The organism is Tissierella carlieri (genome assembly GCF_018917285.1).
Lineage (GTDB): Bacteria > Bacillota > Clostridia > Tissierellales > Tissierellaceae > Tissierella > Tissierella carlieri.
This window is the reverse complement of sequence record NZ_JAHLOH010000056.1, coordinates 163,519-176,693: the sequence shown is the minus strand read 5'-3', so window position 1 is coordinate 176,693 and position 13,175 is coordinate 163,519. Positions and strand designations below refer to the sequence as shown.

Below are 13,175 nucleotides of genomic sequence, written 5' to 3'. Positions count from 1 at the left end.
TTATTGTTATCGCATCTCTGAATTCCTTTAGTAAAATATAAAATAAAGGTGGAAAGACTATGGAAAATAAAGATTTACAAAAAGAGTATATTGAACACTTAAATGAATTACTTATAACAGTAGATTTCTAACAGTAGATTTCAAAAAACTTGATATGTCTTGTAATTCGACAGATGATACCTATGCAAAAGATATATTAAAGAAGAAGATGCATGATATTTTTGTAGATGTTTATCAATCAGATTATCTTGATAGTTATACTTATGACTTTGTTGAAGTTCCTGCAATAATAAGGGGAAGGGATACTGGACATATAGGACTTGGAATTCTTTCACTTGATTTAGAATCTTCTGGTTAGCATTGGGGGACTTACTTTTTAACTCCAAGGGGAGTTATTATGCAAGGAGATGAGAATCTATCTGCTAGTAATAAAAAATATTTGGATCAGACTTATATACCTTATGATTATTGGTATACAGTAGTTTTAGAACGTGACTATCATGTGGATTTTGATAATGTACCAGATAAAGTAGAGGATATGCTTAATGTATGCCGTTCAAATCAGTTAGGAATGAAAATGGAATAGATAACATTATATATTAAGTAATATTACTTTTAAATCGTGGTTCTAAATTAAAGATAGAAATTAATATTTTAAAAAGAAAGTTGATACTAAGTGTTGGTATGGATATAATTGAATTAGAGAGATATTGAGAGAATCTGTATTTTAAATTAACCGTAAAGGGTATATTTTATGGGGAAAAATATACCAAGAGGATATGATTGGAGAGATGGAGAACTTCAGGTAAATGATGCTGAAGCAACAATTGTAAAATGGATATATAAAATGGTTATAGAATATTATGATAATCCACCAGACATTTTAATAAAAGATGCCATAGATAAGTACGAAGATGGAAAACTTTCTTATGAAGAAGCAAAAGAACATGTCACATTTACTATGGTTAAGAGATATTTAGTTGCAGAATTGAATCAAAGATTGGAGCAATATGAAGAGAATATCCAAGGGGATGTATCAAGTGAGTTAGAAGAGTTTCTAAAGAAACCGATGGATAAGGAACTCCTTACCATAGTAGAAGAGGAATATAAGTTCAGCCATGGAGTTGGATATGATGTAGAACTATTTAATCCAAAGAGAGTAAATAAATATTTTGGTAAAATAGAGAAAGTATTATCGGAGCAAGATTTTAAAACATATGGCGTTGAACCTCTTATTCCAATGGAACTTTACGAAAAGGCAGTTGAGAAAATAGAAAAATATAAAGATGAGACTTTGAATAAAGAGCAATATAATGATGCAATGATGAGGTTAGAGTAAGGATAATTTGAAAAAATGATCAAGTAATGTAGTCTTTATATATTAGATGGTATAAACTACTTCTTAGAATTTCTAAGGTATGATATAATTAAATTACAGAGGTTTGAATTTTAATATATAATTTTATTGAATAATCAGAAGTTTAGCACTTGAAAATTTTTCTGGGCGATAGCCCGTTGATTTATACGAATTTGAAGATAAGAATCACAAATATTATAAATTCCGATTTTTATTGGAAATTATAGAGAAAAAGTTTGCAAAATAAAAGCATCCTTTTTATAATAGTTTTGCCTAGAAACTAACCGAAAAAGGATGCTGATAAGATGAACAAAAGTTATTTAAAACAATTATTCACCTATATTAATAAGGTATATGATATAGGAGAAAAAATCAATACCTTAAAAGATAAAAGAGTAAAATCTCAAGTGAAAATTTCAACAGTTAGCTTTGTGGTGTTGTTTGGATTTATGCTTCAAATAAGAAGTTTCAATAGGTTAGACCATTGGTTTGAAAGAGGCAAATTTAAAAAAGTAGTGCCTAAAAAAACTAAAATACCACGGATTGATACCGTTAGACGATGCTTAAGTGATTTTGACTTAGATGGTTTAAAAAATATGCATAATCATATAGTAAAGACTGCTATAAAAAATAAAGTATTTAGAAATGGTACTATAGATGGATTAAAAGTAGCTGCTATAGATGGTGTAGAGCTCTTTGAAAGTACTAAAAAGTGCTGTGATAAATGTCTTTCCAGGGTTCATAAAGATGGAGTTACTCATTACTTTCATAGATCAGTAGTGTGTTCAACTGTAGGTTCTGACCCACATCTTATCTTAGGACAGGAAATGCTTGAACCTAAAAAAGATGGATCAAATAAGGATGAAGGTGAAATTACAGGTGGTAAAAGGCTAATTAAAAAATTGTATAAAGAGTTTCATCACTTTGCAGACATTATAGTAGCTGATGCCCTGTATTGTAATTCTATTTGGATCAAAGAAGTCATTTCCATAGGAATGGATGCAGTAGTTAGGGTTAAAGATGAAAGACTTAATATTGTAAAAGATGCATTAGCATTATTTAAATGCCGTCAGGCAGATAGAGAGTGGATCATTAAGAAAACAAACAATAATTATAGAATAATTAAAGTTTGGGATGAAGATGGTTTTGAAATGTCTGATTCATCTATTAAAGTAAGGTTCATAAAATTTGTAGAAGAAGTTCATAGTAAAGATAAAGTAGAGTTTAAAGAAGGATGGATTATAACTACAGACAAAGTTACTCCAGTAGAGACTTTATATAAGATAATGCATAAAAGATGGGATATTGAAAATAACGCATTTCATCAACTAAAAACAGAATGGCATTTAGACCATTGCTTCCTTCATAGCCCTACGGGTGTAGAAACTGTGTTAATGTTTATAGTAATAGCATTTAATCTGATGCAATTATACTTTTTTAGGTGTATAAGAGGTTTTAGAAAGAAGAAAATGCTTCAGATAAATATTATTGAAGATATAAGAGATGAACGATTTATTATAGAGGATAATTGGAATAATCCAATATTCGAAAAAACCTAATTTAAAAACAAAACTGGAAATTGATTATTAAGATTTCTTGGGGTAGGGGAAAGTGTACCTATTTTTAGGACCTATCGGTCTGTATCTCTACCAATTTTTCAAACAAGTGTAAAGAAATACAATTCCAGTAAAATTAAATTTTTTACTGGAAATTTGATGCGAAATCTCTGTTGAATAATTAAAAAAGTTGACGAATAAGATATTTTATGTTAATATATAATTAACCGTAGGAAGGCATGGGTCGTGCCTGTAACCAAATATTCCATTAGCGGGATTAAGAATGGTCTACCATTCTTTTTTTTATTTTAAGGGGATTACTATGAATACTGATAAGCCAATTGACTTAGATCACCAAGCGGAACTGATGAAAAAATATATAACTTTTAAAAGAAAAACTCGTGTGAAGAAATTAATGATTTACACGGGTTATTTTAGATTAAGCAGGTATGGAAAATACTTATTGTCACAGTCTAATGTTATCAAAGCAAAGCCAAATCAGGACTTATTGTTTGAATCATATGATTTTGATGTTAAATTACGTAAAATATTTTTTGATTATACAAAGAAAGCAGAGATACAGTTTAAGAGTCATCTTGCAAATGCAGTTTCATTAAAGACAGAAAATGCAGCTTTTTTATTTGGACAAGGATAATTATACTGCTACAAAAGGAGATAGAGATAAAAACAGGAGAAAGTCTAATCAAAAATTTTTTGATACTACTTTTTTTAAGAATTTGCAGATTCAGGAAAAAGAATTGCGTCAAAAAGTAAACAGATATCCAGAATTAAAAGACTATAGAAGTGGAGGTAGTCGTTCAAAAAGAAAGATTCCCTGTTGGGCAGCATTCTCATATTTTGAACTTGGGATCATAACAAATATATATGCTTTTCTTAGAGGTGACTTAAGAAAATCAGTTCTTATATATGGATATTCTAAAAAGAATTATGGTAAAGAAGTAACAAAACAAATGGATACATGGCTAGATGCAGTTAGAAATTTAAGAAATGTTTGTGCCCATCATAATAAGCTTATAGGGAAAACATCTTCGGTTGTTCTTCCTGTAGCTGATGAAAAGGATATTCTAGTTACTAATACTGATTTATTCTCTCGGATATATGCTTTGAAAAAAATACTTAGTGATAAGGACTCGAAACAGTTAGGTATAGAACTTGATAGACTTATTAAAAAATCTAAGTTTGATATATATCTGTTTGAGATTCTTCCAACCGATTGGAAAGAACGATATGACAGAATAAATATATTATAGTTGAATATAATAATAGTACCATTGGAAGGCATGGGTAATGCCTGTAACCAAATATTCCAAAATGGGAGGGGCAAAACTATATGTTTTGTCCCTTTATTAATTTAAAATATAAAAATATAGTTTGTAGTAAAAGAAATATTAGAGCAAGAGAATTGAAATGCATTTTTATCATTCTGATTGTTTCTTTTTTTATTTTGGAAAGTAAAACTAGTTAATAGGATAAAGAAAAAAGATTTTAAAGTATAAAGCTGTGATAGAAAGTGGCATCGGTTTCAGCTGAAAATCTGCTAAGACTAAAATCCTCAGTACACTGAGGGTTTTATTGTTGGCAGCTTTTAATTTACTAAATTAAATATCGAGAAATTACAGTTGTCATGCTATAATCTATGTAACTATTATATAAAACAAAGGTTGAGTGTTGGAATTATTGAAAATATAATCTAACACCAAGGGGGGACTATATATTTCCTGCATCAGAATTATCCCTTCAAGGCATGTGGAATCCATAATCCTGTTGCAACATAAAAATGGCTAAATTATAAGAGATGTCAAAGTAAATGAGGTAGAATTAAGGATGTGAGAGTGAGAGCTTTCATGTCCTTTTTTAATATAAAAATATAAGACGAACATTTCATATAGGAGTCGGTGAATTAATTATGAAAAAGATAATATTTATACCACCTAAATCTTTGGAATATAAAAAGCTAAGAGTTGCAGCATATTGCCGAGTGAGTATCTTAAACAAAATTCAAAGAAACAGCTTGCAATGGCAGATAGGATATTACACAAATATGATACAAGATAATCCGGATTGGATTTTTGCGGGTGTATTTTATGACGTTGGTAAAAGTGGATTAAGAAGAAAAGGAAGAATAGGCCTTGATAAGATGTTAAAGAAAGCAACTAAAGGCAAAATTGACTATATTTTAGTAAAATCCATTAGTAGACTATCTAGAGATACTGTGGAAGTTCTAAAAATCATCAGATATCTGAGAGAAAGGAGCATTAATATGCATTTTGAAAATGAAAATTTGGACTCTATTAGAGTGGACAAGGAATTTGAAATAACCTTAAGAAGCATGATTGCTCAAGATGAGAGTAAAAATACTAGTGAAAATATCCAATGGGGATTTCAACGTAAGTTTGAAAGAGGAGAAATCTTTACTAAATATAAGAACTTTATGGGATATACATGTGTAGATGGAGAATTAGTAATTGTACCTGAGCAAGCTGAAGTGGTTAGAAAGATATTTGAATTATACTTAAAGGGTTTATCATTTGGGCAGATAAAGGGGTATTTGGAATCAATGGATATTAAGACGGTTACAGGAAATGAACATTGGGATACAACTACCATTCAAAAAATGCTGAAGAATGAAAAATACAAGGGTGATACTATGCTACAAAAGACATATACAGAAGATTTCATGACAGGTAAGAAAGTGAAGAATACCGGACAAATGGATAGTTACTATATAAGTAATAGTCATACAGCTATTGTATCTGTTGAAGTTTTTGATAAGGTACAGGAGGAAATGATTAAAAGATCAAGAGTAGTTTGTAAAGAAGACGGTACAGTAGAGTCTAAGGGGAGAAGGTATAATAGTAAATATTTATTAGGAAACATACTGGAATGTGGATATTGTGGAGCATCTTATAGGAGAAGAACTGAAAGAGGCAAGGTTGTTTGGAGATGTGCAACGAGGATGGAGGAAGGGAGGAGTATGTGTGAAGATTCTACTACATTGAATGAAGAATGGATTAAGGAAATTGTTAGGAATAGAGTTGAAAAGATTTTGATTTTTAATGATTACGTGGACATTTGTTACAATAATGAAGAAAAATTAAATATTACACTTAAATATAAGTAATAAGCGCACGAGGACATCTATTTAAGAAACCTTTATATTTACTAAAATAAGGGGAATCTATTAAGACAAAACCTTAAGATTGGCTAAGGTTGTATTGTTGGAATAAAAATCTAAAAAAATATATTTGTTACTTATTGTATGTTGACTTATTGTATGCGTTTATATAAAATTAGTTTGAGGTGGTGTGTGATTATGGATATAATTAAAGTTTTTGCAAATAACGTAAAAGAATATCGTTTGCTAAGAGGTTTATCACAAGAAGCCTTTGCGGAAAAAGCCGGTTTACATAGAACATATATTAGTGCTGTGGAACGTGAAAAAAGAAGTATTTCATTAGATAATATTCAGAAAATTGCTGAAGCACTAGATGTAGAAACATATTTATTGTTTATAGAAAATCCAAATATAGATTGAAAATTTTTGGGAAAGTAGAGGTGATAAATAATGCCATGTGTTGCTGTAGATTTATTTTGTGGAATTGGTGGTTTAACTCATGGAGTCGAGTTGGCAGGTATAAATGTTGCTGCTGGGATAGATATAGATGAAACTTGTCGTTTTGCTTATGAAACTAATAATAATGCAAAATTTATTAACGAAGGGGTAGAAAATGTTACAGCACAATTTATTCAGTCACTTTATCCCAATAACAGCATTAAAATTTTGATGGGGTGTGCTCCTTGTCAACCCTTTTCTAATTATTCACTTAGATATAATAAGGATGGGAAAAAAGACGAAAAGTGGAAGTTATTATATTACTTTTCAAATATTGTGAGAGAGATGCAACCAGAAATTATTTCAATGGAAAATGTGCCACAGTTAGAAACTGAAAAGGTATTTTTGGACTTTGTAAAATCGCTAGAGGAATTAGGCTACAATGTTTCGTGGAGTGTTGTTAATTGTGCAGATTATGGAGTACCACAGTTGAGAAGACGATTGGTTTTGTTAGCATCTATCTATGGAAAAATCAATATTATTCCTCCATTATATAATGAAAAAAGTTATATAACTGTAGAGGACGCAATTAAAAAATTACCACATATTAATGATGGAGAAACTTGTAGAAGTGACTTGCTACATAGATCAAGCAGGTTATCAAAAAAGAATAAAGAGCGGATAAGACAATCTGTTCCAGGGGGAACATGGCAGGATTGGGATGAAGAGTTAATACTTCCATGTCATAAAAAAAAGTCTGGAAATGGATACAAGTCAGTATATGGAAGAATGTCATGGGATAAACCTTCACCAACAATAACGACTCAGTTTTATGGATATGGGAATGGGCGATTTGGACATCCAGAGCAAGATAGGGCTATATCAATGAGAGAAGGTGCTATTTTACAATCATTTCCTTCATATTACCAATTTATTGATCCTGATAACCAACAAACTAATAGACAAATTGGAATTCATATTGGAAATGCAGTTCCAGTTGAGCTTGGAAGGGCTGTTGGAATAAGTATTCTTCAGCACATTGAAGAAATGGAGGTGGAATGATGGGAGTAGTGAAATTGAACAATATTACTGAAAAACAAAAACAAGAGGCAGAAAATCAAATACGTGAATTGAGAAAAGAAATTGAATATAATACAAGAGATTATACTATTGATTTTTTGATTCAAAAATTTAGAGAAGAAGAATTCTATATTCCAGACGAATATCAAAGGCAATATATTTGGAAACTAGATGATAAAAATAGATTTATTGAATCAATTATATTAGGCTTACCTATTCCATTTATGTTTTTTTCGGATACTGAAGATGGTAGATGTGAAATTATAGATGGTGCTCAGCGTACTCAAGCGATGGAAGAATTTATGTCAGATGATCTTATATTAAGTGGATTGAAAAAATTAACAACTCTTGAAGGTTTTAGCTACAGCAATATTCCTCAATATTATAGAAAAAAATTTGATAAAACAAGTATGAGAATAATAGTTTTATCAGATGAAACCTCTTTGGATATTAGACAAGAAATATTTAATAGAATTAATACTACAGGCAGAGCAGCCACTCCAAGTGAAATAAGAAGGGGTAGTTACAGTGGAGCATTTATAGATTATCTAATGGAATGCACAAAAAATCCGTTATTTATTGAACTTTGTCCAATAAGTGAAACTATGAGAAAAAGATATGAAGAATTAGAGCTTGTTTTAAGATTTTTTGCATTTCTAAATAATTATAAAAATTTTGATCATAGAGTGGACAACTTTTTAGATGAATATGTAGAAAATAATAAAGATCAATTTGATAGTGATGGTATGAAGAATGAGTTTGAAAATATGCTAATGTTTGTAAAAAAATATTTTCCTAATGGTTTTGCTAAGTCTGCAAAAGCGAAGTCTACACCAAGAGTAAGATTTGAGGCAATCTCAGTAGGAGTTGCTTTAGCGTTAAGAGAAAACCCAAATCTAGTTCCTAAATCTATGGATTGGCTTGATTCAGATGAGTTTAAAAAACATACTACTACACATGCAAGTAACTCACCTGCAAGAGTTACTGGAAGAATTGAATTTGTTCGTGATGAATTATTGAAGGATAGAGAAGATGCAAGCAATATTTGATATGTTTGATGAAAGGATAGAAGAGATTAATACATATTATATCGCACTTGAAAAATTGCAGGAATTACAGCTTTCTATTGAGATTCATCATGAATATACTAGTGATGAATTTTTAAAAATACTTAAAGCTAATGCGTTATTAATGATTTACAATCTCGTAGAATCAACTGTAATGGGAGGAATTCTTGAAATATATGATAAGTTTAAACAAGAAGGACTTACATATAATACAGTAAGAAAAGAAATAAAAGATATTTGGTTTTCTTATAAATTTAAACAGGTATACAAGGAATCAGCACATTATTATTCATATAAAGATAAGGCTTTAGAAATTGTCAATGCAGTTATTTTAGGTGAAACTATTGAACTAGATCGAAAAGCAGCAGATATTAGTGGAAATTTAGATGCACAGCAAATTCGCAATGTATGCAAGGATCATGGCATCCGGTTTACTACAGAAGAAAGTTGCAATGGTGGAGCAGTATTGGAAGCTGTAAAAGATAGAAGAAATGATTTAGCACATGGAACCTTGTCATTCGCAGAGTGTGGAAGAGATTATACCCTCAATGATCTAGAAGAAATTAAAGATCAGACGGTTACATTCTTAAAAGGATTATTAGATGGAATGAAAATTTATTATGATGAAAGACAATATAAAATATAAATATTAAGTGAATTTTATTTCTTAATAGCAGGGGTGATTATTTACTTCTGCTATTTTGTTAATATTAGCAATCCAGATGTTTTATTGCTTACAATTTCAATACGAAAACATTAAAAATACAAGAAATACGAAAGTGGCTAAATAATACTCTCAAATAGAGAATAAACAAAGGAGTTGATGCTATGAGCAGTTATAAAAATATAATAGAATGGGATTATGAAGTTCTGTTAGATCTACCAAAAGAGGAATCAAGTGAACTTGAATATAAGTCGAGTAAGATTCCACTTGACATATTAAGAAACAAAATATCAATTGCTGCATCTTCATTTTGGAATTCTGGCGGTGGAGTTTTTATTACAGGTATCAGTGATAATGGAACTATCGATGGTGGTATTCCAATGAATAAAGGGAAACAAAGTATTAGGGACTGGGCAGATAATGCTATTAAACTCACAGAGCCGTTAGGTGAATATGAGATATATGTGATTGAACATGAAGCCGCTACTCCTAATATTGATGAGGATAGGGTGATTTTAGTCATCAGATTTTTAAAGAGCAATATAGTTCCGCATATGGCATATGATAGAAAATATTATATTCGTGCAGGAGCTCATTCTGATGGTGCAACTCATTTTCAAGTTGAAACATTAAGATCCTTAAGACAATTTACTAAACCTAACATACGTGGAGTTATGAGAAGTCATCCAAATAAACCTAGAATAGAAGAATTAGTAATTATCTCATTAAACGACACAGTTGCATTAGATGTTAAGCTGACATTTGATCCATTTCCATTAGCATTGAAAAATCATTTTATTGATGATTTCCCTTTAGAAATTCCAGCCATAGATAAAAACAATCCATTTAGAATGGATATATCTGGATTCGGTTTTAGGGAACAGGCATTTGGAAAGGATTCTGTCAAATTAATATTGGAATTTAAGGATGTCTTGGGAAATGAATATAGAGTAGAACAAATGATAAACCCTAATAAGAATCTTCAACCAATGGCTATAGGTGAAGACATAAATGAAAGGTTAGTTAAAGCAATTGAGAATTTAACAAAAAAAATCTAGATTATATAATCTAGTTACAGAATAAAGATACTTTAAAAAGATTAATATATGTTTGGGGATTTTGTTGTTTGCAATTGTAAAAATCACCTTCCACCAAGGGGATACAATCTCCCTACGACATCTTTCCGTCGATATAAATTATGAGTTTGAAGATTCTATCTTTATGAGATGGTGCTAATAAGTTAATACAAAATTATTAAATTTATATTAGGAGGGGTTTTTATAGAGTATTTACTAATGATATGGGTTGGGTTGGAAGGTGTACTGCTTTTACTTTCATTCCCTACTTTTAGAAACAAAATAAACAAACAATCGCATGAAGTCTGGAAGAGAACTATTGCAACAAATAAAAGCAGAGTAGAAGTGTTTTTGTCGAAGTTCAAAGAAATTATTATTTGTATAGTTATTGGGATATTTGCTTATTCTTTCCTCAACATCTTGTCAGATGCTGTGATTCAAGCTCTTATGCAATTTTGGCAAGTTGTTTTTGTAGTAGCCTTTTTACCTATAATAATGACATGGATTCAAGATAAAAACAGCAAAATAAAAACAAAATGGCATACACTTCTTCTATTAATTGGATTAGTTGTTAGTATTGTCAGCTATTTTATTGATATTGAGTCTATTGAAGATATTGAACATTATAAAATGTGTTTAGCGATATTATTGTCGGTATTTTTTGCAGTCTTAGTATTATCTCTATTTAAAGTAATCAGTAATAATCAAATAAAACCATTGAATAGACCGTTCAATAGTATTAGAAAAGATTTATTTTATAGGACAACAAATCTTGATATACGGAATATAGATAATATAGAATTATCAAAAATGTGTGAGCAATATTTTGATAGATATTTAGGATGTTATAAGAAGATAATACACATAGAGAGAATTGAATATGTAAGTTTATTGGGAAGATACAGAGGGTTATGGTATAAACGTGCTGAAATTATTATGAAAAATGTCTTTGTACTAAGCGCCTTGATATTGTTTATAAGGCTCTTAATTGGGTTTAAAATAACAAGTATAATAAATGTAGCAGTGATGTTACTTTTTTATGTGAATGTGATTATTCTAAAAAATATAGATAAGGAGTATTTATATAAAATTGGTATTACATATTTCTATAGTAAATGGGGATATTGTTTGTATTATCAGGACGATTGTAAATTTGTTGGAGATGTACAATTAATTGAAAATTCGAAATACCACAAATATGTACATTCTGTACTAGATATAGCAGCTCTATGCAGAGCAGCTGTGTATTATGACAAATACAATAAAACAGAAAAGATAAAAACTATTTCAAGGGACTTTTATGAATTGTTTGATAACTATGCAACAGATATAAATTCAAATTGGATAAAAATATTACCATTATGGATTATATCATTGTTTGAATTTAGTACATTTGGAGAATTATCTCAAGATATAATAATAAAATTGGGGCAATGCTGTAAAAGTAAAAGCGAGAGACAAGCAATAAATATGTTTTTGTTTAGTTGTTGGGTAGATATGACAAGGCAGATGCCAGGAGAAAAAGTAAATAACTTTATTTCTCATTTTATGAATAAAATAAAGTTTGAAATCTATTAATATCATAATATGATAAAGTAGGTTATGATATGTTTATTAAAAATATTGTAAAATGAAATAATATGATGCATCTTTTTAGACATGATTGAATCATGTTGCATCTGTAAGATGCTAAGTTATGAAATATGACTCAAGAAGTCATAGGGTATAGGGAAAACAAGAAAACAAGAATTCTGTATATAAGTATAATGCTTAGAAAAATGAAAATATCATTAGTTATTATGTTGAAGATGTTGGGAGGGGTAGATATATATAAGCGGCTAATTATAGTGGGGAATGGTTTTGATTTATTTCATGATATTAATTCCCAGTATTATGATTTTCAAAATTTTATTTACGAGAATGCTTCAAAAGATTTTATTGATTCTATTGAAAAATACATAGCACCAGAAGATTTATGGTATCAGTTTGAGGAAGCATTAGGTCATTTGGATTACGAAGAACTTCGTGATAACCATAGTGATTCATTAGTGAGTTATGGTGCGGATAATTGGAGCGATGCATATCATCACGAATATCAATATTTTGTTGATGCAGATTTGGCATTTGCAAAAGATATCCCTCGGTATTTAAGTAAATGGATTAATAGCATAGATACAGATGTGGATAGGAGATTAAAAAAGTTTTATCTCTCACCTAATTCATTATATTTAAGTTTTAATTATACAGATACTTTGGAGCATGTGTATGGAATTTCAAGAAGTCAAATTTTATACATTCATGGTAAGGCTGGAGAAAATTCAAATTTAATTGCTGGACATGGAAACAAATTACTTTTTCAAAAAAATGATATACCAGACAATTTATCTGAAGAAGAATATGACGAATATATGGAAAACATGGACGTTGGTGATGTAAGAGAAAATGAGGCTGAGGATATTATAAAAGGATATTTCAGGACAACTTATAAAGATGTTGAAAGGTTAATATCATTAAATGAAGGTTTTTTCAGTAGTTTAGGATGTATACAAGAAGTATTTGTTTTAGGCCATTCACTTTCAGATGTTGATATGGCATATTTTTATACGATTAAAAATATGGTTCCGCTTAATTGTCAATGGACCGTATCTTACTATGGAGAGGCGGAGCGGGATCACCACCAGCAACAATTGTTACAATTGGGAATATCTTCAATGAATATGAATTTTATAGATCTGCAACAGTGGACAAGAAAGAAATACATGAAATAAATTATGCGACTCATAGTTTAAGTTATTGATTTG

14 protein-coding genes are annotated in these 13,175 nt (G+C 29.9%); all 14 read left to right on the top strand.

The annotated features are described in order from the left end of the window. Nucleotides 1-154 precede the first annotated feature (154 nt). On the top strand, nucleotides 155-358 hold the full coding sequence (locus KQI38_RS21110; protein WP_216563014.1) for a hypothetical protein: 204 nt from the start codon (nucleotides 155-157) through the stop codon (nucleotides 356-358). A gap of 39 nt (nucleotides 359-397) precedes the next feature. Beyond that, on the top strand, nucleotides 398-586 hold the full coding sequence (locus KQI38_RS21105; protein WP_216563012.1) for a hypothetical protein: 189 nt from the start codon (nucleotides 398-400) through the stop codon (nucleotides 584-586). A gap of 168 nt (nucleotides 587-754) precedes the next feature. Further along, nucleotides 755-1,339, top strand: a complete 585-nt coding sequence (locus tag KQI38_RS21100) for a hypothetical protein (protein ID WP_216563010.1) — start codon at nucleotides 755-757, stop codon at nucleotides 1,337-1,339. 323 nt (nucleotides 1,340-1,662) lie between these two features. Beyond that, entirely contained in the window at nucleotides 1,663-2,916 is a 1,254-nt protein-coding gene (locus tag KQI38_RS21095; RefSeq protein WP_216563008.1) for a transposase, read from the top strand. A gap of 319 nt (nucleotides 2,917-3,235) precedes the next feature. Then, nucleotides 3,236-3,568, top strand: coding sequence for an Abi family protein (locus tag KQI38_RS21090; protein WP_216563006.1), 333 nt, complete (start codon nucleotides 3,236-3,238; stop codon nucleotides 3,566-3,568). Further along, nucleotides 3,555-4,184 (top strand): Abi family protein, encoded by a 630-nt coding sequence (locus KQI38_RS21085; RefSeq protein WP_216563004.1) that lies wholly within the window; start codon nucleotides 3,555-3,557, stop codon nucleotides 4,182-4,184. Before KQI38_RS21090 ends, KQI38_RS21085 begins: the two co-directional genes overlap by 14 nt. A gap of 656 nt (nucleotides 4,185-4,840) precedes the next feature. Further along, the gene (locus KQI38_RS21080) at nucleotides 4,841-6,055 is read left to right on the top strand and encodes a recombinase family protein (protein WP_216563002.1); all 1,215 of its coding nucleotides are present in this window, start codon (nucleotides 4,841-4,843) and stop codon (nucleotides 6,053-6,055) included. A gap of 192 nt (nucleotides 6,056-6,247) precedes the next feature. After that, nucleotides 6,248-6,469 (top strand): helix-turn-helix domain-containing protein, encoded by a 222-nt coding sequence (locus tag KQI38_RS21075; protein ID WP_216563001.1) that lies wholly within the window; start codon nucleotides 6,248-6,250, stop codon nucleotides 6,467-6,469. Between the two features lie 30 nt (nucleotides 6,470-6,499). Beyond that, nucleotides 6,500-7,549, top strand: a complete 1,050-nt coding sequence (locus KQI38_RS21070; RefSeq protein ID WP_216563000.1) for a DNA cytosine methyltransferase — start codon at nucleotides 6,500-6,502, stop codon at nucleotides 7,547-7,549. Continuing rightward, complete coding sequence (locus KQI38_RS21065) at nucleotides 7,549-8,616, top strand: DUF262 domain-containing protein (protein ID WP_216562999.1); 1,068 nt, start codon at nucleotides 7,549-7,551, stop codon at nucleotides 8,614-8,616. The genes KQI38_RS21070 and KQI38_RS21065 overlap by 1 nt, the downstream gene beginning before the upstream one ends. Beyond that, the gene (locus KQI38_RS21060; RefSeq protein ID WP_216562998.1) at nucleotides 8,600-9,280 is read left to right on the top strand and encodes an MAE_28990/MAE_18760 family HEPN-like nuclease; all 681 of its coding nucleotides are present in this window, start codon (nucleotides 8,600-8,602) and stop codon (nucleotides 9,278-9,280) included. The genes KQI38_RS21065 and KQI38_RS21060 overlap by 17 nt, the downstream gene beginning before the upstream one ends. A 182-nt stretch (nucleotides 9,281-9,462) precedes the next feature. Further along, nucleotides 9,463-10,356: an AlbA family DNA-binding domain-containing protein gene (locus KQI38_RS21055; protein ID WP_216562997.1), complete on the top strand. Its 894-nt coding sequence runs from the start codon at nucleotides 9,463-9,465 to the stop codon at nucleotides 10,354-10,356. 237 nt (nucleotides 10,357-10,593) lie between these two features. Beyond that, nucleotides 10,594-11,952: a hypothetical protein gene (locus KQI38_RS21050; RefSeq protein ID WP_216562996.1), complete on the top strand. Its 1,359-nt coding sequence runs from the start codon at nucleotides 10,594-10,596 to the stop codon at nucleotides 11,950-11,952. 188 nt (nucleotides 11,953-12,140) lie between these two features. Continuing rightward, the gene (locus KQI38_RS21045) at nucleotides 12,141-13,142 is read left to right on the top strand and encodes a bacteriophage abortive infection AbiH family protein (RefSeq protein ID WP_216562995.1); all 1,002 of its coding nucleotides are present in this window, start codon (nucleotides 12,141-12,143) and stop codon (nucleotides 13,140-13,142) included. Nucleotides 13,143-13,175 lie beyond the last annotated feature (33 nt).